Source organism: Streptomyces roseifaciens, from assembly GCF_001445655.1.
In the GTDB taxonomy this organism is placed as follows: domain Bacteria; phylum Actinomycetota; class Actinomycetes; order Streptomycetales; family Streptomycetaceae; genus Streptomyces; species Streptomyces aureoversilis.
In genome coordinates this window covers 1,678,497-1,700,895 of sequence record NZ_LNBE01000003.1, presented here as the reverse complement: position 1 = coordinate 1,700,895, position 22,399 = coordinate 1,678,497, and the positions used below count along the sequence as shown (strand labels likewise).

The window sequence follows — 22,399 nt, the reverse complement described above, 5'->3', positions numbered from 1 at the left end:
GCTAACCGCCGGCGTCCCCGGTGGCTCGTCCGGGTGACGGGCCCCGGCGTGTCGGCCCGAGCCACGCGGCGGCCGCGACGAGCAGCGCGGCGCCCAGCAGGACGGCCACCGCGCGGTGGGGGCCGGCGGCGCCGGAGTGGTGGAGCGCGAGGGTGACCAGGGCGATGCCGAAGGCCGTTCCGAGGCCGCGGGCCATGTTGACCAGCCCGCCCCCGGTGCCGGAGGACGCCGCCGGGATCGCCCCCATGACCAGGGCGTTGTTGGCGGGGGTGAAGACGCCGAGCCCCAGGCCGAGAAGGGCGAGCAGCGGGACCAGGGGGCCCGTGGCGAGCGGGAGGGCGAGCATGGCGGCGAGCGCGGCGATCGCGACGGCCGCGCCCAGCAGGCAGCGGCTCCGGTCGCCCAGGGCCTTGGGCAGGACGCGCTCCGCGCAGGTCGCGGCCAGGGCGAAGCCGGCCGGAAGGGCCGTCAGGACCAGCCCGGCGTGCAGCTCGGAGGAGCCTGCGCCGGTGAGCACGACGGGCACGAGCACGAGCGGGCCGAAGAGGACGAGGTAGGCGCCGAGCGCCGCGGCGAGGCCGGTGGAGACGGCCCGGCGCCGCAGCAGGGCCGGGTCGACGAGGGGGTGGGCCGCCCGGCGTTCCCGCAGGACGAAGCCCCAGGTCGCGGCTGCGGCCAGGGCGAACAGGAAGGCGACGGCCCAGGCGGGCACGGTCAGCCCGGACACCATGGACAGGGCCAGCAGCAGCGCGGTGGTCGCGACGGCCAGGAGCACCGGCCCGAGGCGGTCGGAGCCGGCCGCGGGGCTGCGGGTACGGGTGCGGGGCAGCAGGTACTGGCCGGCCACGAGGGCGGCCAGGCCGACGGGGACGTTGACCGCGAAGACCCAGCGCCAGCCGAGCCCGGCCACCAGGGCGCCGCCGACGGTCGGGCCGAGGGCGAGTCCGAGGGCCTGCGCCGCGGCCTGGACGCCGAGGGCGGCGCGCATCTTCCCGCGCGGCGCGCTGGTGGTCACCAGGGCCACGCTGTTGGCCTGCATCATCGCCGCCCCCGCGGCCTGCAGCACGCGGAAGACCACGAGGACGGCCAGGGACGGGGCGAGGGCGCAGGCGGCCGACGCGGCGGTGAAGACGAGGAATCCGTAGAGGTAGAACAGCTTGCGGCCGTGGGCGTCCGCGAGCCGGCCGACCGGCACCAGCAGTGCGACGAGGGTGAGGAGGTAGGCCAGCGAGACCCACTCGACGGCGGCCAGCGAGGCGTGGAACTCGCTGCGCAGCCCGCCGTAGGCGAGGGTGACGATGCTGGCGTCGAGCTGGCCCATGAAGGCACCGAAGCAGACGGTGGCCACCGCGAGCCGCCAGCCGCCGGGGCGGGTCCGTATGCGATCCGGGCGGGGCCGTTCCTCGACGAGGGCCGCGGTCCACGGCCGGGGTCGGCGGGGGTGCGGTGGCATGCGGCCGAGGCTACAGCGTCGGGGGGTCCCGGGCCCGCGGGCCGGACCACCGAGCGCCCGCAGCGCCGCCTCCAGGGCGTCGAACGTGGTGCCGATGAGCGCGCGGTGGCCAGGGGCGGCGTCGGCGGCACGTTCGCCCGCGAGCAGCCGGGCCATGGTGGTGGCGACGACGGTGCGGTAGGCGGTGACGGTGAGGGCCGCGGTCAGTCGCGGCACCGGGTCGCCGGGGCGGGCCCCGGTCGTCCCGGCGACGGCCCGCGCGAGGGCGTCCTCCAGCTCCTCGACGGCCTCGCGGACGCGGGCGCGCAGGGCGGGCGAGCCGACAACGCCCGCCAGGCGGCCGACTACCGCTCCGGGCGGGCCCACCGCGACCGAGGCCTTCGGCAGCGCGCTGGCCCGGTGGTTCGGGGCGCGGGCCACCCTCCCCACCGGTTCACGAGCGGCCTGAAGCGCGGCCTGACGCACGGCGGCGGTCTCCTGCGGCGCGTGCCGCGTACGACAGGCGGCGGCCGTCGTCGGCACGCCGTGGCCGGCGGCCGGAGCGGGCGGCGGCCTCTACTCCGCTTCCTCCGGCCTCTCCTCGTACTCGGGCAGGCACAGGGTGGTGAGCGCCCCTCCGCCGGGGGCGTTGGCGAACGTCAGCTCCGCGTGGATGGTCCGGGCCTGGCCGACGGCGATGGTCAGGCCCAGGCCGTGGCCCTTGGTGCTGGTGCTGGTGGGCTCGGTGCGGAAGCGCTGGGGGCCGTGTTCGAGGAGGTAGTCCGGGTAGCCCTCGCCGTGGTCGCGGATGGAGACCACCGGCCCGTCGACGGTGACGACGACGGGCGGGCGGCCGTGGCGGTGGGCGTTGACGAGCAGGTTGCTCAGCACCCGCTCCAGGCGGCGCCGGTCGGTCTCCACGCACGCGTCCTTCAGGACGCGCACCTCGGCCTCCATCCCGGAGGCGCGCACGGCCCGCTCGGCCAGCTGTCCCAGCAGGTGCGCGTCGAGGTCGGCCTTCTCCGTCAGGGAGTCGAGCCGGGAGATCTCCAGCAGGTCCTCGGTCAGGCGGCGCAGCGTCTGCACCCGGTCGCGCACGAGCTCGGTGGGCCGGCCGGGCGGCAGCAGGTCCGCGGCCGCCTGCAGGCCGGCGAGGGGAGTGCGCAGTTCGTGGGCCACGTCGGCGGTGAAGCGCTGCTCGCTCTGCAGCCGGGCCTGCAGGGTGCCCGCCATGGCGTCGAGGGCCGCGGCGACGGCGGCGACCTCGTCCTGCTCCCGGGCGGGGCGGGTGGTGCGCGGGTCGGCGACGCGGGCGTCGAGGTCGCCGGCGCTGATGCGGCGGGCCACATCGGCGGTGCGGTGGAGTCTGCGGGTGACCCGCGAGACGGCGAAGACGCCGATGAGCAGGGTGCCGCCGATGGCGAGCGTGGCGGAGCCGGCGATGGCCCGGTCGAGGCCGTCGATGGTGTCCTTGCTGTGCCGGTAGTCGAACCGGGCGGTGATGACCCCGGCGTCGGCGGGCCCGGCGGCCCACATGGTCGGGGTGCCGTCGTGGTCGCCGAGAGCGGTGCCGCGCTCGCCGCGCAGCGCCATCTCCTGGAGCCGCCGCGGGAGGTCGGGCGGGTTCAGGGCCGCGGGGCGGTGCATGGGGTCGCCGGACGCGTAGGCCTTGGTGGCGGCGTCGAGCCGGGACAGGGCCTCGGAGCGGGCCTGGTGGACGGTCTGCCGGGTGACGATGACGTGCACGAGGACGCCGAGCACGGTCGCGACGACGCAGCACACGACGGCGAGGAAGAGCGTGAACTTCCCGTAGAGCGAGCCCAGGCGGGAGAGCCTGCGGAGGCGGGCCCGCAGGCCCCGCGGCCCGGCGGTCACCGGCGGCGCTCCCGGTCGCGCGGCGTGGCCGGGGCGGCGCCGGACTCGGCGCGGCGGATCTCGTAGCGCCGGAAGTCCATGTAGTGGTTCTGGGTGTTCCAGGTGTAGACCGAGCGCAGGGCGTAGTGCGGCGTCGTCCACGGCTCCCAGACGATCAGGTCGCGGCCGGCGACCTCGACGGACGAGGGCTGGGCGACGGTCGACAGGACGCGGGTGAGCTCGCCCTTGACGAGGGTGTAGGCGCGCAGCGAGAGGAAGTGGTCCTCCATCTCGATGCCGACGATCAGGTCCTCGCGGCCGTCTCCGGTGAGGTCGCTGTAGACGGGCTTGCGGATGGGGCAGTTGCGCTGCCGCTGCTGCGGGGTGGAGCACGACGAGGAGACCTTCGCGGCGGTCGCGTCGTCGAGGGCGTCCGCGCCCGTGACGCTGTTGCGGTTGGCCGTGACCTCGGCCTTGACCGCGGCGTAGGCGTCCACCTTGTGGATGTCCCCGGAGGGGACGGCCGCGACGCCGGGGACCTTCGTGGCCGTCTCGCCGTCGTGCTGCGGGCCGCTCGGCGACGGAGCCGGCGTCGCCTGCGGCCACAGTCTGGACGGGGCCGAGGCGGGGGCCGTCCGGCCGGCGCCGACGGGCTCGCCCGCGCTCGCGCACCCGGTCGCCGCCGCCGCGAGCACGGCCAGCGCACCGAGCGCCCGCAGGGCGCGCCGGCGGGAGGCGGCACTCGGCACGGCGCTCCCGGCGTCGGGGCAGGTGGATCGGGGCACTCGGCGGTTCCATCGTCGGCTGGCGGCGGCCCCTGTCCGGGACCCGGGATACGCCACGATGTTATGCGAGCCGCACGCCGCGCCCTCCGGGCCCGCCGCAGGCCACGGCCGGGAGCCCCGCCGCAGGAGGTGTCCGCGGGCGGCCCCCGCCCGGCCGCACGGCCTACTTCTTCCTTCCCCGGCGCTTGGCGATGGTGGTCATGACGACCGGCAGGAGCAGTTCGAGCGCCCGGGTGACCTGGGCGACCGGCAGGCCGGTGCGTTTGGCGACGGTTTCGGCCACGGGGCCGGTGATCTTCCCGAGGACGCCGGACATCAGCCCGCCGCCCAGCCCGCCCCCGAGGCCGCCGAACCCGCCCGGGCCGGCTGCTCCGGCCGGGGCCGCGCTCTCCTGGCGGGTGAGCTCCTCGGGGAGGGCGGCGACGGTCTCCCGCACCATCCGTGTCGCCCCGTCCGCGTCGGTGCCGAGCTCTCCTGCGAGCTCCTGGATCCTGTCCTCACCCAGCTCGTCCAGTACGTCCTGCTGCAGCGCTTCATCGCCCATGGGCCCGACATTACGCGGGCCGAACAGATCTCGGTACGCAAGGTAGTGCGGCGATCACCGTGCGGAACGGCGTGCGCCCCCGCGCCGGGGCCCGCGGAAGCGGCGGCACCGAACTCAAGATCCTTAAGCGGCGCGGCCCCGGCTTTCACCTCATTGAGGGGAAATATGACCTTCCGATCTACCTGCCAGGGGCACGCGAACTAGCGTGGGCGGCCATGTCGCACCCTTTCGCTCTCCCCTCCTTCTACATGCCGTACCCCGCGCGCCTCAATCCCCACGTGGAAGGCGCCCGGGAGCATTCCAAGGCCTGGGCCCGCGAGATGAACATGCTGGAGGGCTCCGGCATCTGGGACGAGGCGGACCTGGACGCGCACGACTACGCCCTGCTGTGCGCGTACACCCACCCGGAGGCGTCCGGCCCGGTGCTCGATCTCGTCACCGACTGGTACGTCTGGGTGTTCTTCTTCGACGACCACTTCCTCGACATCTTCAAGCGCACCGGTGACATGGCGGGCGCGAAGGCGTATCTCGACCGGCTGCCGGCCTTCATGCCCCTGGACGCCGGCGGGACCCCCGAGCCCACCAACCCGGTGGAGGCGGGCCTCGCGGACCTATGGGCCCGCACGGTCCCGTCCATGTCGGAGGACTGGCGGCGGCGCTTCATCGAGAGCACGCGGCACCTGCTCAACGAGTCCATCTGGGAACTGTCCAACATCAACGAGGGCCGGGTCGCCAACCCGATCGAATACATCGAGATGCGCCGCAAGGTGGGCGGCGCCCCCTGGTCGGCCAACCTCGTCGAGTTCGCGGTGGGCGCCGAGGTCCCCGGGGCCGTCGCCGCGAGCCGGCCGATGCGGGTGCTGAAGGACACCTTCGCCGACGGGGTGCACCTGCGCAACGACCTCTTCTCGTACCAGCGGGAGACCGAGGCCGAGGGCGAGCTGGCCAATGCGGTCCTCGTCCTGGAGCGGTTCCTGGGGTGCGACACCCAGCAGGCGGCCGACACCGTCAACGACTGGCTCACCTCCCGGCTCCAGCAGTTCGAGCACACCGCCCTGACCGAGCTGGCGCCCCTCTTCGACGAGCACGGCCTGGACCCGCTGTCCCGCCACGACGTCTTCGCCTACGTCAAGGGGCTCCAGGACTGGCAGTCCGGCGGCCACGAATGGCACATGCGCTCCAGCCGCTACATGAACGACGCCCCGGGCGGAGCGGTCAACGCCCCCGAGGCGCTGCTCGCCGGGCCGCTCGGGCTGGGCACGTCCGCGGCACGGATGTTCACCTCGATCGCGGCGACGGCACCGGCGCGGCTGCGCCGCCACACCCACGTGCCGTTCCAGGCCGTGGGCCACCTGCCGCTGCCGGACTTCCCCATGCCGTACCAGGTGCGGCTCAACCCCCACCTGGACGCCTCCCGGCGGAACAGCATCGTGTGGGGCCACCGCATGGGGATGCTCGCCCCGAACCCCGTGCTTCCCGGCTCCGGGCTGTGGACCGAGGAGAAGCTCGCCGACTACGACTTCGCGCTGTGCGCCGCGGGCCTCCACCCCGACGGCACCGCCGGCCAGCTCGACCTGGCCACCGACTGGCTGACCTGGGGCACCTACGGGGACGACTACTACCCCGTGGCCTTCGGCGGGCACACCGGGGCGGCCGGCATGGCCGCGGCCAAGGCCTGCACGAAGCGGCTGCTGCTGTTCATGCCCGTGGACTCCCCCGTCACCCCGCCCCCGGAGCACGTCCTGGAGCTCGGCCTGGCCGACCTGTGGGCCCGCACCACGGAGGCCATGACCAGCAGCGAGCGCGCCGATCTCCATGCGGCCGTCAAGGCGATGCTCGACGCCTGGCTGTGGGAGCTGGAGAACCAGAAGCTGCACCGCGTCCCCGAGCCCGTGGACTACATCGAGATGCGCCGCCAGACCTTCGGCTCCGACCTCACCCTGACGCTCTGCCGCAACGGCCACGGCGCGGCCGTGCCGCCGGAGATCTACCGCTCCCAGCCGGTCCAGGCCATGGAGAACGCGGCCATGGACTACGCCATCCTGATGAACGACATGTTCTCGTACCAGAAGGAGATCCAGTTCGAGGGCGAGATCCACAACGCCGTCCTGGTCGTCGAGGACTTCTTCGACTGCGGGCGCATGGAAGCGCTGGGCATCGTCGCCGACCTCCAGGCCTCGCGGATGCGGGAGTTCCAGCACGTGGTCGACCACCAGCTGCCGGTCCTCTTCGAGGACTTCGGCCTCGACGCGGAGGCCCGCGCGGCGCTGCGGGGGTACGCCCGGGAGCTCCAGGACTGGATGGCCGGCATCCTCACCTGGCACCGGGACTGCCGCCGCTACCGGGAGGAGGACCTGCTCCGCCACAAGGGCGCCCCGGCCCCCGTCACCCCGCCCTTGGGCACCCCGACCGGCCTGGGCACGTCGGCCGCACGACTGTCGGCCCTGCTCCGCGCCCCCGCCACCGGCGCCCAGCCGGTGGGCTGACGGGGCGCCGGGGAGTTCCGACGGGGCAGCAGCTCTTGGGTGCCGCACCCCCTATCTGCTCCCCAGTTCTCTCCGTGGAAGGAAGACGCGCCCGGCTCGCCAGGACGTCCCTTGGGATGACCTGCGGGCTGGGGGCAGTCAGTCAGGCGGTGTCGGCTTAAGGGAACCGCCGCCGCGGCCCATGCGGAAATCGAGTCCTCTGCGTCTCGGTCTCCCGTCCGGAGCGGAGCACTGGTCCAGAAGGACCGGGCCTTTCGCAGAAGCTCCTTGGCGGCATCTCCGTACACGGCGCCTCGGCGCAGCAGCTCGAACGCTTTCTGGTAGAAATCGAGTTCGCTCGGCTCGGTGATGTCCACGGCAGATTTTCTGCAGACCGCCGCGGGCCGCAGCGAGGTCATCCTAGGCCTCGGTGAGCTGTGCTTCGAGCTCTGCCGTCGCCTGCTGGGCGGCAACGAGATCGGCAGAGAGCCGCTGGTCCTGAGCGGTGAGCTCGTTCACGCGGGTCACGCGATCACCGACGGCGACTTGGTCGAACTGCTGGCCGAGCTGGCGCCGCAGGGCCTCAGTGAGTTTGTCCCGCGCGGCCCGCAGCAAGGTGATCTCCTGGCGGGCCAACTCCAAGTCGGTCTTCGGGCCCGCCATGCTCGTGCCGGTGAATCGGGCGCGGCCTTCCGCCTCTGCCGCACGTCGACGTGCCGCGTCCTGAGATCACCAGCAGCCATCCCGACGGCTACCTGTGGAAGCGTGATCACGTCGACGGCTGGTTGGGGGACGCCCCGCTGTGTGGATCGACGACGACTTCACCGGCCGGGCGGCAGTGGTGCTGTGTGGGGTTGGCTCGAACATGTCGTGCTTCGGTACAAACAGGCACACTACGATGTGCGCGTTCTGCGGTGACAGTTAGACACTTTCTGCACGTTTCGAGAGAAACGACAACAGAGGAGTTCTATCGTGCGCAGTTCAGGTCGACGCCTAGGCGTTCTGGCTGCTGGGGCACTGATGGCTGTCGCGGCTAGCTCCACTGCTGCACAAGCCGCCCCGAGAAGCGAAGATGAAAGGATCCAGGCATCAGTGCCCGGATCCGCCTACCGGACTTCTGACGGGTGGTGCCACTTCAGCAACTGGGGCGGAAACTGGTTCTGCAAAGGCACCGGCGTTGACGTCGTCTACTGGCAGAAGCCGGATGGCTACCCTCAGGTCTTCGTCATCGGAACTGACCACAGCGTATGGAGCCGTTGGTCAACCGCTTCGTCGACCAGTAACTGGCTCAACATGAAGGGCTGGTGCAACCCGAACGACGGCCTGCCTTCCAGCGCAAACGGCTGGTCCATCACCATATCCTGCAGAGGCAGCGATGGCGGTTGGTGGCACAACACCCGAGCCACCAGCGGAGCATGGTCGGGCTGGAAAGCAGGTTAGGTTTTCCGAGGGCTGCTCGGCGAACCTCGAAATCTGATGGCTACGGGAGCTCTCATTGAGGGCTCCCGTGTGCGTTTAGAAGTGGTTGCCTTCCCGAGCATTCCGAGCCGTCCGGCGTCCGCGACCTGGACGGGCGCTGCTGCCGATCAACTGGATCGCCGCCAGCCCGCACTACTCCGGCAAACACAAGCGGCACGGCATGAACGCCCTTCGCCACGCAGAGGATCCCTCTACCTCACTCCCCCGCACGGCGGCGCTCGCGGAGGGCGCGGACGCGGCCGCGGCTCGCGCAGGCCGGTGACGGGCACCAGCGGCGGCGGCCGGTGGGGTTGGCGAAGACGCCGCGGCAGTCGTGCTCGGGGCAGACCGACAGGGTTTGGCGCTCGGGGCCGGTGAGGTGGTCGGCGGCCTGCCGGGCGATGCGGGCGAGGGCCGCTCCGGTCGTGGCGGGCGGCTCCCGCAGCAGCCGGTCCGCGGCGACGAGCCGTACGGGGTCGCGCTCCTCGCCGAGGAAGCGGGTGAGTTCCCCGACGGCTCCGGCCGGCGGCGGCTGCCCTTCCGCTACGGCCAGGGCGAGGGGGCGCAGGGTCTCGCGCAGGGCGTGGGCCTGGCGGAGGTCCGCGGCGCCGGGCGGCCGGGCCGGCGTCAGCTCGCTGCGGTCGAGCCACTCCGCCAGCCGCCCGGGCGTGGCCATGCGCTCGACCGGGTGCGTGCCGAAGTGCCGGCCGCTGGTGGCGAGCAGATTGAGCCAGCCGGCTCCGCAGTCGAAGCGGAAGGCCAAGCGGTCGTCCTCGTCGGTCATAGGAGCATCGTAACGGCTCACCCGTTACAGTGATCACGCTGATCATGTAACGGGTGAGCCGTTACGCATGGAGAGCGGAGGAGACACCATGGGGCCCGTCGTACGGACCGTTCTCGGGGATGTTCCCGCGGAGGAGCTGGGCGTCTGCGACGCGCACGACCACCTCTTCCTGCGCAGCCCCCGGCTGCCGGGCCAGGAGCTCGACGACGTGGAGGCGGCGGGCGCGGAGCTGCGCGCCTTCCAGGCGGCGGGCGGGCAGGCCGTGGTGCAGTGGACGCCCCGCGGCATGGGGCGCCGGCGGGCCGATCTCGCGGCGCTGGCATCCGCCACGGGGGTGCACGTGGTCGCCGCGACGGGGCTGCACCAGGCGGTGCACTACGAGCGGGAGCGTCTGGACCGCGACCGGGACCGGCTGACGGAGCTGTTCGTCCGGGACCTGACGCACGGGCCGGTCCGCGCCGGGCTGATCAAGGTCGCCGGAGGCTTCCACGGCCTCGACGGACACGCTCGGCACGTGATGGCCGCCGCCGCGCAGGCGCACCACGCGACGGGTGCGCCGATCGCCGTCCACCTCGAACTCGGCACGGGCGCCCTGGACGTGCTGGACCTGCTGTGCGGGGAGCTGGGCGTCCCGCCGGTCCGGGTCGTCCTCGGCCACCTCAACCGCTCTCCCGACCTGCGCGTGCACCTCCGGGCGGCCGGGGAGGGGGCCTTCCTCGCCTTCGACGGCCCCTCGCGCTCCCATCACGCCACGGACTGGCGGCTGTTCGACGCGCTGACGGCCCTCGCCGAGGCGGGCCACGCCGGCCGGATCCTCCTGGGCGGGGACACCACGACGGCCGCCGCGCGCTCGGCGGCGGACGGCCCGGGCATGCCGTACCTGCTGCGCACGCTGCGGCCCGCGCTGACGGCGGAGCTCGGCGAGGACTTCGCCCACCGGGTGTTCGTCACGAACCCGGCCCGCGCCTTCGCGGCCGGCCGGCCGCGTGACGACGCCTGATCCGGGAACGGGCCGGCCCCGTCGGCACGTTCGGCGATCATGCCGAGTCTGCTGACGGGGCCGGCCCTCGTCCTGGTCACCGTCGTCCCGCTGGTCCTGCGTGACGACGAGCAGGACGGGTCACCTCCGGTTGTCCACCACCGTGCGCAGCTTGCCGCTGGTCGGGGTGCGGTCGAGGTCGGCGCCTTCGACCGCTTCGACGGTGAGGGCGAGGAGCTTCTCCTCCACGGCCGTGCGCAGTTCGGGGTACCCGGCCAGGAAGGCCTCCCGCGCCGCGGCCACGTCCGTCGCGGCCGTGCGCTCCATGCGGACGGTGAGTCCCTCACGGGTGCCGTCGCCGGCGAGCAGGATCTGCAGTTCGCCGCTGAAGCGCAGGCTCTCCTCGGCGATCGCCACGAAGCGGCGGTAGTTGAGAAAGTACGTCGCGACGCGCATCACGTCGCCCAGCCGCCCGAGCAGTTCGAAGCGCGGGGAGTGGCTGCCGCAGGGGCAGCGGCCGGGCAGTGCGCGGCCGAGGTCGCCGATGACGTAGCGGTCGAGGTGCTGGCCGCGCCGGGCGCGGGTGGTGAAGACCAGCCGCCCGGTCTCCCCCGGCTCCACCGGCTCGTCGGAGGCGACGTCGAGGATCTCCAGGGTGTGCAGGTCGGCGTGGAGGTGGTGGACGCTGCCGGTGCTCTCGGTGCACTGGTAGCCCAGCGGGCCGAGGTCGGTGCTGCCGTAGGTGATGGAGTGGACGACCTCGATGCCGAAGGTGTCGGCGAGGGTGCGCCGCTGCTCGTCGGTGAAGTGCTCACCACCGTAGAAGATCTTGCGGATGCCGCCGTAGGAGCGCAGCAGCTCCTCCTGCTCGTGCAGGAGCTGCCACAGGTAGGAGGGCATGCCGAAGAGGGTGTCGACCTCGTAGGCGACGATGGCCTCGGCGGTGGCCCGGTGGTCGGGGCCCGCGGCCATCGGTATCTGGACGCCGCCCAGCCGCTCCAGGATGGAGAAGAAGCTGATGAAGCTGCCGTACATGCCGCCGCAGTAGAAGAGGTTGGCGGTGCGGTCGCGTGCCGGGTCGTAGCCGGCGGCGAGCAGGCCGCGGGCGGCGGCGTGCATCTGGGTGTCGTAGTCGTCGTAGCTGAAGAGGGACAGGGCGGGGGTGCCGGTGCTGCCGCCGCTGCGGAAGTACAGCTCGGCGTCGCCGCGGGCGACGTCGCGGTTGCGCTCCTGGACGGCCGCCTTGTCCAGCAGCGGGCCGGTGGGCGCCGGGAAGTCCGCGGCGCGGGCCAGGTCGTCGAGGCAGGCGGTGGTGGCGAAGCGCTCGTCGGCCTGGACGGCGACGCGGCGGCTGTAGCGCTGGAGAGCGTAGACGCCGTCGTGGGGTTCGCCGGAGTAGCCGGCGGTCATGGCTCCGACGGGGGTGACGCGGGTGGCGCCCGCGGCCAGGACGGTGGCGGACAGCTCCGCGACGTCGGTGCGGCTGCCGGCGATGCCGGCGGTCTGCAGGTAGCGGCGCATGGGGCGCAGGGCGCCGATCAGGCCCTTGCGCGGCAGGGGCTTGACCCACACGCTGCGGTGCAGCGGGGAGGCGGTCAGCGCGGGCCGGGTGTCGGCCATGACGCGCCAGGAACCGTCGGGGGCGGCGATCACCCGGGTCAGGCCGAGGTGTTCCTCGAGGCGGGCGATGAGCTCGGTGGTGGTGAGCTCGGCCTCCTCCGCCGGGTCGAGGTCCTCCGCGGCGGCCGCCGGCATCCCGGCGAGGACGGCGGCGAAGCGCTCCGCGAAGGCGAAGACCTCGTCGGCGTCCTCGGTGTCGAGGTAGACGACCTGGGGGCTGGAGCAGGCCTGCTGCTCGAAGAGGCACACGTCGGCGGCGAGGGCGGCGAGGGTCTCCTCGTCGGCCCACGCGTCGCGCGTCAGGTAGGCGAAGGAGATCTTGTGGCCCCACTCGACGAGCCGGCAGCCGGCCGGGACGTGGGCGGCGACGCCCTCGACGGCGGCCTCTCCGCCCCAGACGGCGACGGCGTCGGCCGGGGCGCACATGAGCTTCAGCCAGTCCTGGCGGCCGGAGGAGAAGCGCAGCACGATGACGCGCTCGGCGACGGCCCCCGTGGGGTCGAGGGCGGCGAGCTCGGCGAGGAGGTGCTGGGCGAGGAGGGTGTCGGCGCTGCTCGTCTTGAGGACGTTGACGTTGCCGGCGAGGAGGCCCTCGATCAGGCTGAGGGGGGCGACGGTCGCGGCGTTGCCGGGGGCGATGTGGGCGACGAGGCCGACGGGGGCCCACGCCTCGTAGACGGTCTCCTTGGCGTCGGGGCGGTTCAGGCGCTGCGGCGCGGTGCCGCCCAGTTCGCGGCGGAGCTTGCGGCTGAGCGCGTCGCGGCCGAGGAAGGCGGCGAGTTCGCCCAGGAGCGCGTCGGCGTCCTCGCCGGCGGGCACGTGGGGCGCGAGGCGGGCGCGGACGGGGTGAGCCGGGTCGCGCAGGGCGCTCGCGAGGCCGTCGCAGGCGGCCAGGACGGTCTCGGTGTCGAGCGGGGACGAGAGCGCCTGCTCGACGGCCGCGGGCAGGGTTCCGAGGCGGCGTGCGGCCTCGTCGTCGCCGATGAAGGCGCCCTGCCAGTAGTGGTGGTTCATGGTCTCGGTCATGACATTCCCTTCATCAGCTCGGCGGCGGCCACCGCGCAGCTCTTGTTGCGGCTCACTCCGGCGCGGCCGTGAATGGTGAACCACGGTGTGTCCAGCTCGCAGCCGCACTCCTCGCCGGGGAGGAGGGAGGCGAGGTCGCCCATGACGACGCTCTGGGCGGGCACGGAGGTGATGTACGGGGAGACGAGGTGCAGGTAGCCCTTCTCTCCGTACGGCAGCGGTTCGAGGGTGCGGGTGGAGCGGATGAACACCCGGGACCACACCGGCGCGTGCAGGTTGTGGTGGGAGCACTCGATGTAGGGGATGCAGTGCTCGACGGAGCCGAAGGTGTCGCGGATCCGCTCGGAGGGGACGCCGAGCTGTTCGGTGACGCGGGCGTAGAGCTCGTGCTTGCCGATCTGCTGATCGGTGTGGCCCTTCCAGCCGCCGCCCAGGATGATCAGCGAGCCCTCGGGCAGCTGCAGGGGCGGCAGGCCCATGGCGCGCATGCGTTCCAGGGTGAACCAGAGGAAGGCGGGGAAGCCCAGGATCCGGACCGGGGCGTCGTCCTCGGCGAAGCGGCGCAGCGCGGCGATGCAGCCGAAGGGGTCGAACTCGTGCCCGGCGCCGGTGTTGCGCAGGGCGTACTCGACCTGGCGGGCCGGGGCGAAGTCGCACAGGTAGTTGTCGGTGAAGGACGTGCCCAGCTTGAGGTCGCGGGCCGGCTCGTAGCTGTAGAGCAGGTAGTTGACGGGCCGGTCGGGGGTGATCCAGCCGTTGCGCTCGAAGATGCGGGCGACCATGCGCTGGGCGGAGCGGATGGTCCACTCGTCGAAGAACATCTGCGACTTCTGCCCGGTGGTGCCGGAAGAGGTCAGGTGCAGGTGGACGTCCTCGCGGGGGATGGACAGCACTTCGTGGCGCTTGAAGAAGTTGGCGTGGACCAGGGGCGCGCCGTAGGGCGCGTCCGCGGCGGTGGCCGTGTGGAGGTCGCGGAAGAACGGGGAGCGCTCGCGGTGCCAGGCGTGGCTCTCGGCCATGGCGGCGGCGAAGAGCTCCTCCTCGGCGGGGCCGGAGGCGTAGGGGTCGGTCAGGTCGCACAGGCGCTGGACGTGTGCGAGCGCGTCCGGGTCGGGGACGGCGACCGGGGCGAGATGGGGGTTGAGGGGTGCGGTGAGTGTCATGAGGCAACCTCGCGTGAGGGCAGATACGTCGACGCCCAGGCCGATACGTAGGAATCCAGGAAGGGCTGCAGGGCCGCGTCGGCGACCAGGCCGCGGAAGTCGATCTGCTCGGTGGTCCGGGACATCACGACGTAGTCGTGGAAGCCGTCCCCCTCCCGGCGCATGGCCGGGTAGAGGGCGCTGGGGATGAAGCCCTGGGCGAGGCCGGCGGAGAGCAGGTCGTGCCGGTCCAGCGGGAGCAGCGCCTCGACGTAGCCGGCTCCGGCGCGGGTCAGGGCGCGGGTGATCGGTTCGAGGTGGGCGGCCGCGACGGCCGGGCCGGGGTGGCCGGCGACGAGGGCGCAGTAGCCGCCGGCCCGGTTGAGGCAGGCGTAGACCTCGAAGCTCCCGTCGCCGGGGACGAGCAGCACGTTGGGGGTGTGCAGGGGATAGAACCAGTGGCCGGCGTCGGGGAAGCGCTCGCGGAAGCGGCGGCGGACGAACGCCGGCGCCTCGATCATCTCCAGGTCCGCGGCCGCGGGTCCGGCGGGTGCCGGCGCCGGTGCGGTGGCCCGGGTGCGGGCGTAGCTGACGCCCAGGCTCTGCTCCGCGGTGCGCAGGAGCGGGACGAGCGGGGCGGGCACCTCGGCGACGGGGGCGCGGCGTTCCAGCACGCCGGGCGAGTAACGCGCGTAGAGCGCGAGGCTCTCGCGGCTGTGGACGTCGACGGCGTTGGGCAGGACGCCCATGGGGCGGAAGCCGTTGCGGGCGACGACGCGCTGGGGTCCGGCGCTGACGGTGCGGACCGTGGCGTAGACGGAGTCGAGGCGGCCGGCGTCCAGCGTGCGCCGGCACAGGGCCTCGGTGAGCAGGCCGGCGAGCCCCGAGCCGCGCTGGTCGGGGTGGACGGCGAGCCCTTCGAGGCGGCCGAGGCGGCTGCCGGGCTCGCTGTGCACCGCGGCGGAGCCGGTGAGGGCGCCGGTGCGCGGGCAGCGGGTGACGAGCCAGAGGGTGTGCGGGTCCTCGATGAGGCGGGCCATCACGGCGGGGTCGGTGCCGAGCGCCGTGGGGTAGTGCGGGCCGTAGACGGCGTAGTAGAGCTGGCGCAGTTCGGCGATGTCGCCGGGGGTGGCCTGCTCGACGGCTGGGGCGGGGACGGTCACCTCGCGCCTCCCGCGGCGGCGCCGGCCGGTACCTGCGTCTCCGCCTCGGGGCGGGGGGTCTCCGCGGCCGGGGCGGGCTCCTTGAGCAGGGCCAGGGCGCAGGCCGCCGGGACCAGGCCCACGGCCTGGATCAGGCACAGGGTCTGGGGCGAGAGGTGGTCGCCCAGCAGGCCGAACAGCAGCGAGGCCAGGGGGAAGGTCGCGCCGAGCACGGCCTGCATGACCGCGAAGAAGGCGGGCTTGTCGGCGGCGGGCACGAGGCGCTGGAAGAGGGCCACGAAGCGCACGCCGATGACGCCGACGCACCAGCCGGTCACGGCGAGGCTGCCCGCGATGACGGGCCGTTCGCCGACGATGCCGGGGACGGCGAGGGCGAGGGCCATCGCGCCGAGGCAGGCGGAGCCGACGACGGTGGGCCGTCCCGGGATGCGGGCGCCGGTGAAGGAGCCGATGAGCGTGCCGGTGCCGAGGGCCGCTTCGAGCAGGGCGACCGTGGCTCCGTCGCCGTGCAGCACCGACTTGGTGTAGAGCGGCATCACGATGAACACGGCCGTGGTGAAGAGGTTGGCCGCGGTGAAGCAGACCAGGATGGCGCGGACGAACGGCAGGCCGGAGAGGACCTGGCGCAGCGTGCGCGGGCCGGTCCCGTCGCCCTCCGCCCCTTCGCCCTCGCCCGCGTCCGGGGTGCGGAAGCGGACGGTCGCGATGAGCACGGCGGCGGCCGCGTAGGCCGCGGCGCATCCGACGGCGAGGCCGGGGATCCCGGCGCGGTCGACGATGAGGGCGCCGAGCAGGGCTCCGCCGAGGCTCGCGAGGGACTGGGTGGACAGTTCGAAGCCGGTGGCGGCCTCGATGTCCTCGTCGTCGACGAGTTCGGGGACGGAGGTGGTCAGGCAGGGGTCGAAGAAGGCCTGGCAGGTGGCGAGCGCGAGGGTCGCGGCGTAGGCGGCCGCGATGGGCAGGTCGCTCGCGTACGCCCAGACGGCGAGGGCCGTGGCCGCGACGGCGGCGCCGCCGGCCGCGGTGCGCAGCACGGAGCGGTGGGCGAAGCGACCGATCGCACGGGCGACGAAGGGGGCGAGGGCCACGGCGGGCACGGTGCTGACCGCCATGAACAGGCCGGAGGCGAGGCCGTTGCCGCCGGAGACGGCGTAGGCGACGAGCCACCAGGAGACGCCGACCTGGAACATGCGGACGGCGGCCTGGGTGAGCACCTGGCCGAGCCACACGGCGCCGAAGGCGCGGTTGCGCAGGACCAGCGGCAGCCGGCGGCCGGTGCCGGCCGTCGGGGCGGCGGTCATGCCGTGGGCCTTTCGTCGATGACGCGGACGAGCTTGCCGGAGCGCTGGTTGACGGTGAGGTCGCGGTGGCGCACCCACTCGACGGACAGCGGGTGGACGAAGCCGGTGGCGACGGCGTCGGGGTAGAAGGGGCGGGCCTCTTCGAGCTCGGCCACGACGGACTTGGCGAGGACGTCGAGCCCGGCCGGGTCCTCGGAGCCGGGGTCGTCAGGAGATACGGCCAGGCGCAGGACGAGGCCGTCGCGGCCGTCCCAGCGGCGGACGACGAGCTGCATGCCCACGACGCGGCCGTCGGTGTCGGCCGCGGCGACGGCGCCCTGGGCGTCCTGGGAGTACAGGGAGACGGGGCCGACGCGCACGCCTTCCTCGGCGCGGCCGAGGATGCGGAAGACGCCCGCCTCGGGGTCGGTCCACTCGGCTCGGTCGCCCGCGGGGTAGCGGATGACGGGCATGAGGCGGCGGAAGAGCTGGGTGACGACCACGCGTCCGGGTCGGCCGGCCTCGCGGATGGGCTCGTCCGTGGCGTCGTCGAGGATCTCGACGACGGTGTGCGGGGTGAAGGCGCGGTGTGTGCGGGCGTCCGCCGCACCGGGCACGGGGCGGCCGAGGAGGCCGGCGTCGACGCTGGCGTAGCCGAGTGTGCGGGGCTCGGCGTTGGGGAAGGCGCGGGCCAGCAGGCGGCGCTGGTCGTCGAAGAGGGCCTCGCCGCCGAAGAACAGCAGCTCGACGGAGGGGAGCTGCTCGCCGGCGGCGATCAGGTGCTCGGCCAGGCGGCACAGGGTGGTCGGGGTGCCGGCCACGATCTGGGCGGCGAAGTCGCGCAGCGTGGGGACGGTCGTCTCCAGCGGGGCGCCGCCGCCGATGGGCAGGCGCACGCTGCCCACGGGGGCGTGGGAGAGGGAGTCGAGGATGAAGAGGAAGCTGGCGTAGAGCTCGCCCGCGTAGAAGAGGTCCGCGACCCGGTGGCCGGGGCGCAGCCCGGCGTCGACGAGGCCGTGGCCGAAGGCGGTCACGAACTCCCGCCATTCCTCGCGGGTGTAGCAGGAGAATTTGGGTGCGCCGGTCGTGCCGCCGGTCTTGAAGACCGAGGCCTCGTCGAGCGGGGCGGTCAGGACGCGATTGCCGTGCAGGGTATTCGCGGCCCAGAAAGCGCTCTGGTCCACCACCGGCAGATCGGTGAGGCAGTCCACATCCGGCGGAAGGTCCGCGTAGAGGTCCGCATAGAACGGGGAGTTGTGACGGACATAACGTATGAGGTCCGATAGCTGATGGACGGGCATGCTGCCTTTGCCTAGCTCAGGGAATGAGGGATGGGGGTTCCGGCCGGGCGGGGCCAGTGCGCTCGCCGCCCTCCGGTTGACTGTTCAACGAGAACGCGTGCACCACGCACTCGTGAAGCGCCGGCGGTCCGCCTGACGCGCGGTCACAATGATGGAACACGGCCGAACGTACTGCAAAATCGGTCGCCCGCGAACGCGTTCGGATGGCTGGAAACAGCAGCGATTCAGCGGTGTTGCAGCTCACATCCGGGCACCGTTCGCCACCGCGAACAGCACCGCCCCGAGTACGGGCCCGGGAAACGGGCCGGAACGAGATTGGCCGGAGCACCTCACCAGGTGACCGCAGGTAACAGCCGCCTCCTGGCCAGCTCGCGGCCCTGCCCGGCGACCGCGAAGAGCGTGCGCCCCTTACCAAGTTGACAACTTCCACGGCGTTGTGTGGACCAACCACGCATGCTGTGTGAACGTTGCACAAGGACAGCGGATCTCGTCAGGAAGTCACCGGGAACTCGTCAACGAGCATTTCCCTGCGGAGCGTCGGCAGCTCCGCGAACGCCCGCACCCACCCGTGCCCGGCCTTCTGCGAAAGCATCCCGGCCCCCGACTTCCGCCGCTCCGTCATGCATCCGCACTCGCCCGGACGAACGGAATTGAGACGCATGCGTATTCAAGAATCAGTAGCCCTCGTCGGCATCGGCTGCCGCTTCCCCGGCGGTATCGACTCCCCCGAATCCTTCTGGGACTTCCTGGCCGGCGGCAAGGTATCCGTGGAATCCACTCCGGAGGACCGGTGGCGCGCCTACACAAAGATTAGCCCGGAGTTCACCGAGGCGTTGCGCAGGGCCGAACGCCCCGGCAACTTCATCGGGGCCGTCGACGGATTCGACGCCGAGTTCTTCGGTATCGCGCCGCGCGAGGTCGAGCTGATGGACCCCCAGCAGCGACTGGTGCTGGAAGTCGCCTGGGAGGCGCTGGAGCACGCCGGCATGGCGCCCCGCTCGGTGGCCGGCTCCGACGCCGGGGTCTACATCGGCACCTGCTCGGACGACTACGGGCGCCGGCTGCTGGAGGACCTGCCGCGGATCGAGCCCTGGACCGGCATCGGCGCCCAGCTGACCGGCATCGCCAACCGGGTCTCGCACGTGCTGGACCTGCACGGGCCGAGCTTCGTCCTGGACTCGGCCTGCTCCGCCTCCCTGGTGGCCGTGCACCTGGCCTGCCAGTCCCTGCTGGCGGGCGAGACCTCGCTCGCGCTGGCGGGCGGCGTGAACATCATCCTCTCCCCCGCCTACACCCTCACCCTCGAAGCGGCCGGCGCGCTCTCCCCCGACGGGCGCAGCAAGCCGTTCGACGCGGAGGGCGACGGCTACGGCCGGGCCGAGGGCTGCGGGGTGCTGGTCCTCAAGCGGCTGTCGGACGCGCAGCGCGACGGCGACCGCGTGCTGGCCGTGATCAAGGGTACGGCCGTCGCGCAGGACGGCCGGACCAGCGGCATCATGGCCCCGAACCCCGACGCGCAGCGCGATCTGCTCCGGCTGGCCTGGGAGAAGGCCGCGGACCTGGACCCGGCGACGGCCGGCTACATCGAGGCGCACGGCACCGGCACCCGGCTCGGCGACCCGGTCGAGGCCTCGGGGCTGCACGCGGTCTTCGGCGCGGGCCGCCCCGCCGACAAGCCGTGCTGGATCGGTTCGGTGAAGTCCAACATCGGGCACGCCGAGCCCGCCTCGGGCGTCGCCGGCATCATCAAGGCGACGCTGATGCTGCAGCGCGCCGAGATGGCGGCGACGGTCCTCACCAGCGAGCCCAGCCCGGACATCCCGTGGGAGGAGTGGGGGCTGCGGCTGGTGACCGAGCACCAGGTCTGGCCCAAGGGCGACACCCCGCGGCGCGCGGGCGTCTCGGGGTACGGCTACGGCGGCACGATCGGCCACGTCGTCCTGGAGGAGGCGCCCGAGCCGGCCGGGGAGAGCGAGGAGGAGCCGCTGCCGAACGTGCCGCAGCTCTTCCCGCTGTCCTACCGCTCCCGCGCGGGCGTCGCCGAGTACGCGTGCCGGCTCGCCGACTGGCTGGAGCGGCACCCCGACACCCCGCTGTCCTCGGTCGGCCACACCCTGGCCACCCGCCGCTCCCACCTCGACCACCGGGTCACGGTGGTGGCGGACGGCCGCGCGGAGCTGGTGGCCGCCCTGCGGGCCGTCGCCTCCGAGGACGCGGAGGAGCAGGAGCAGGACAACGTCGCCGAGGGCACCGTCCGCCCGGGCTCGGGCGACGGGACGGTGTGGGTCTTCTCCGGCCACGGCTCGCACTGGACCGGGATGGCCCGCGAACTGCTCGCGGGCAACGCGGTGTTCGCGGACGTCATCGACCGCCTGGAGCCGGTGTTCCGCACCGAGCTGGGCTTCTCGCCGCGGCAGGCCATCGTCTCCGGGGACTTCGAGGCCGTCGACCGGGCCCAGTCGATGATCTTCGCGGTGCAGGTCGCGCTCGCCGAGGTGTGGCGCTCCTACGGCCACCGGCCGGCCGCCGTCATAGGCCACTCCGTGGGCGAGATCGCCGCGGCCGTCGTCGCCGGGGCGCTGTCCCTGGAGGACGGCGCCCGGCTCAGCGGGCGCAGGTCCTCGCTGCTGCGCCGGGTCGCCGGCAAGGGCGGCATGGCCATGGCGGGCCTGCCCTTCGAGGAGGTGGCCGCCCGCCTCGAAGGGAACGCCGCGGTCTGCGCGGCGATCGCTTCCTCCCCCGCCTCGGCCGTGGTCTCGGGCGACGCGGAGGCCGTCGCCGCGCTCGTGCAGGACTGGGGAGCGCAGGGCGTGCCCGTCCGCAACGTCAACTCCGACGTCGCCTTCCACAGCGCCCACATGGACCCGCTGACGGAGGGCCTGCGCGAGGCGCTCGCGGAGCTGCAGCCGCGCACGCCGCAGGTGCCCCTCTACAGCACCGCGCTCGACGACCCGCGGGCGCAGGTGCGCCACGACGCCGGCTACTGGGTGGCCAACCTGCGCAACCCCGTCCGCCTCGCCCAGGCCGTCACCGCCGCCGTCGAGGACGGCCACCGCCGCTTCCTGGAGGTCTCGCCCCACCCGGTCGTCTCCCACTCGATCGGCGAGACCCTGGCCCACCTGGACGTGACGGGCGGCCACGTCGCCCACACCCTGCGCCGCAACCAGCCCGAGCTGCGCACGCTGCTGCTGAACCTGGCCTCGCTGCACAGCCACGGCGCCGAGGTCGACTGGAGCGCGCACTACCCGGCGGGCCGGATCGCGGAGCTGCCCCCGATCGCCTGGCAGCACCGCCGCTACTGGACCGACGCCGTGCTGCCCGCGGGCGCCGTCGTCGCCCACGGGCACGACGTCACCGGGCACACGCTGCTGGGCCCGCCGGTCGACGTCGCGGCCTCGACGCCGCTGCGCATCTGGAACACCTATCTGGACGACGCCGTCCGGCCATTCCCCGGCGGGCACGCGCTGCACGGCACCTCGATCGTCCCGGCCTCCTCGATCATCCACACGTTCCTGGAGGCCGCGCCCGGGCAGGGCGGCAGCAAGGCGCTGTTCGACGTCTCGCTGAAGTTCCCGGTCGCGCTGGCGATCCCGCGCGAGGTGCAGGTCGTGCAGGAGGGGCTGACGCTGCGGCTGAGCACCCGGCCGGCGGGCCCGTCCGGCACCTCCGGCCCGGGCAACTGGCTGACCCACACCACCTCGTCCACCATGGCCGCGGACGCCCCGCCGTTCCCGGCCGGCATGCTCTCCGTGACGCCGCCCCGGGACCTGACGGCGGCGGACCCGTCGGTCGTGATCGGACGCCTGGACGCCATCGGCGTGGAGGGCATCGCCTGGCCGTGGACGGTCGAGGAGCTGCTGACCGGCGACGGCGTCATACGCGCCCGGGTGCACGCGCCCGCCGTGCCCGGCGACCAGGTCACGTGGGCGCCGCTGCTGGACGCGGCCCTCGGCATCGTCCCGGTCATCTACGGCGGCCCGCCCACCGTGCGGATGCCCGCCCACATCCGCGAGGTCCGCGTGGTGGGCGAGGCCCCCGAGACCGGCTGGGTCGACATCCGGCTCGTGGACCCGGCGACGGACACCGTCGACATCGTCATCAGCGACGAGCAGGGGCAGTTGCGCGCGTGGCTGCCGGGCACCCGCTTCGGGGCGCTGCACGAGAACGGGGCGGCGGCGGACGACGACGCGACGGCGCCCGGCCAGGAGCCGCTGTCCGCGGACGGCGCGGCGGCCACCGCCGAGGACGACCCGGCGCGCTGGCGGGAGCTGCCGGCGGACGAGCTCGCCGCCCGCGTCGGCGAGGAGATCATCGGCCGGCTCGCGCGGGAGATGAAGATGCCGGCCGGTGAGCTGGACCCGGAGCGGCCGCTGACCGACCTCGGGCTCGACTCGGTGATGTCGATGCGGGTCTGCGCCCAGCTGGAGAAGCTGCTCGGCGTGCGGCTGCCGGTGACGGTGCTGTGGAACTACCCGACGGCGAAGGGGCTGGCGGGCTACGTCACCTCCGTCCTCGCCCCGCAGGACGAGCCGGCGGGGGCTCCCGCCGCGTAGCGGCCGGCGGGAG

The 22,399-nt window shown here is 73.5% G+C and carries 15 protein-coding genes and 1 pseudogene; 3 read left to right on the top strand and 13 right to left on the bottom strand.

The genetic code is table 11. The annotated features are described in order from the left end of the window. Position 1: 1 nt before the first annotated feature. From AS857_RS13095 to AS857_RS13080, 5 genes and pseudogenes are all read right to left on the bottom strand, one after another. Complete coding sequence (locus tag AS857_RS13095; protein ID WP_058044119.1) at positions 2-1,453, bottom strand: MFS transporter; 1,452 nt, start codon at positions 1,451-1,453, stop codon at positions 2-4. Positions 1,454-1,615: 162 nt separating this feature from the next. Then, positions 1,616-1,819, bottom strand: a pseudogene (locus AS857_RS42075) (acyl-CoA-like ligand-binding transcription factor); the annotation flags it as partial. Between the two features lie 189 nt (positions 1,820-2,008). After that, positions 2,009-3,307 (bottom strand): sensor histidine kinase, encoded by a 1,299-nt coding sequence (locus AS857_RS41290; RefSeq protein ID WP_420823934.1) that lies wholly within the window; start codon positions 3,305-3,307, stop codon positions 2,009-2,011. Next, complete coding sequence (locus AS857_RS41285) at positions 3,304-4,071, bottom strand: hypothetical protein (protein WP_058043276.1); 768 nt, start codon at positions 4,069-4,071, stop codon at positions 3,304-3,306. Before AS857_RS41285 ends, AS857_RS41290 begins: the two co-directional genes overlap by 4 nt. Before the next feature lie 163 nt (positions 4,072-4,234). After that, positions 4,235-4,615 carry a DUF937 domain-containing protein gene (locus AS857_RS13080; protein WP_058043275.1) on the bottom strand — a complete coding sequence of 127 codons (381 nt, stop codon included), beginning with the start codon at positions 4,613-4,615 and terminating at the stop codon, positions 4,235-4,237. A 215-nt stretch (positions 4,616-4,830) separates the two neighbouring features. Between AS857_RS13080 and AS857_RS13075 the strand changes: the two genes are divergently transcribed. Further along, the gene (locus tag AS857_RS13075; protein WP_173864748.1) at positions 4,831-7,101 is read left to right on the top strand and encodes a terpene synthase family protein; all 2,271 of its coding nucleotides are present in this window, start codon (positions 4,831-4,833) and stop codon (positions 7,099-7,101) included. Between the two features lie 399 nt (positions 7,102-7,500). Here AS857_RS13075 and AS857_RS13070 read toward each other — a convergent pair whose 3' ends face one another. The 3 genes from AS857_RS13070 to AS857_RS13065 form a co-directional block, all read right to left on the bottom strand. Then, on the bottom strand, positions 7,501-7,743 hold the full coding sequence (locus AS857_RS13070) for a hypothetical protein (protein WP_058043274.1): 243 nt from the start codon (positions 7,741-7,743) through the stop codon (positions 7,501-7,503). Between the two features lie 551 nt (positions 7,744-8,294). Next, positions 8,295-8,432: a hypothetical protein gene (locus AS857_RS39930; RefSeq protein WP_160330221.1), complete on the bottom strand. Its 138-nt coding sequence runs from the start codon at positions 8,430-8,432 to the stop codon at positions 8,295-8,297. A gap of 323 nt (positions 8,433-8,755) precedes the next feature. Then, entirely contained in the window at positions 8,756-9,322 is a 567-nt protein-coding gene (locus AS857_RS13065) for a CGNR zinc finger domain-containing protein (protein ID WP_058043273.1), read from the bottom strand. Between the two features lie 88 nt (positions 9,323-9,410). Here AS857_RS13065 and AS857_RS13060 point away from each other — a divergent pair, with 88 nt between their 5' ends. Then, positions 9,411-10,322, top strand: a complete 912-nt coding sequence (locus AS857_RS13060) for a phosphotriesterase family protein (protein ID WP_058043272.1) — start codon at positions 9,411-9,413, stop codon at positions 10,320-10,322. A gap of 120 nt (positions 10,323-10,442) precedes the next feature. Here the strand turns inward: AS857_RS13060 and AS857_RS13055 are convergent, their stop codons facing one another. The 5 genes from AS857_RS13055 to AS857_RS13035 are packed head-to-tail and all read right to left on the bottom strand — an operon-like array spanning position 10,443 to position 17,833. Beyond that, positions 10,443-12,947 (bottom strand): aldehyde dehydrogenase family protein, encoded by a 2,505-nt coding sequence (locus AS857_RS13055; RefSeq protein WP_058043271.1) that lies wholly within the window; start codon positions 12,945-12,947, stop codon positions 10,443-10,445. Then, positions 12,944-14,110 (bottom strand): LuxE/PaaK family acyltransferase, encoded by a 1,167-nt coding sequence (locus AS857_RS13050; RefSeq protein WP_058043270.1) that lies wholly within the window; start codon positions 14,108-14,110, stop codon positions 12,944-12,946. Before AS857_RS13050 ends, AS857_RS13055 begins: the two co-directional genes overlap by 4 nt. Continuing rightward, positions 14,107-15,252 carry a GNAT family N-acetyltransferase gene (locus AS857_RS13045; RefSeq protein WP_058043269.1) on the bottom strand — a complete coding sequence of 382 codons (1,146 nt, stop codon included), beginning with the start codon at positions 15,250-15,252 and terminating at the stop codon, positions 14,107-14,109. The genes AS857_RS13050 and AS857_RS13045 overlap by 4 nt, the downstream gene beginning before the upstream one ends. Next, the gene (locus AS857_RS13040) at positions 15,249-16,553 is read right to left on the bottom strand and encodes an MFS transporter (RefSeq protein WP_058043268.1); all 1,305 of its coding nucleotides are present in this window, start codon (positions 16,551-16,553) and stop codon (positions 15,249-15,251) included. Before AS857_RS13040 ends, AS857_RS13045 begins: the two co-directional genes overlap by 4 nt. Further along, positions 16,550-17,833 (bottom strand): phenylacetate--CoA ligase family protein, encoded by a 1,284-nt coding sequence (locus tag AS857_RS13035; protein WP_058043267.1) that lies wholly within the window; start codon positions 17,831-17,833, stop codon positions 16,550-16,552. Before AS857_RS13035 ends, AS857_RS13040 begins: the two co-directional genes overlap by 4 nt. A gap of 659 nt (positions 17,834-18,492) precedes the next feature. Between AS857_RS13035 and AS857_RS13030 the strand changes: the two genes are divergently transcribed. Beyond that, positions 18,493-22,386 (top strand): type I polyketide synthase, encoded by a 3,894-nt coding sequence (locus AS857_RS13030; RefSeq protein WP_058043266.1) that lies wholly within the window; start codon positions 18,493-18,495, stop codon positions 22,384-22,386. Positions 22,387-22,399 lie beyond the last annotated feature (13 nt).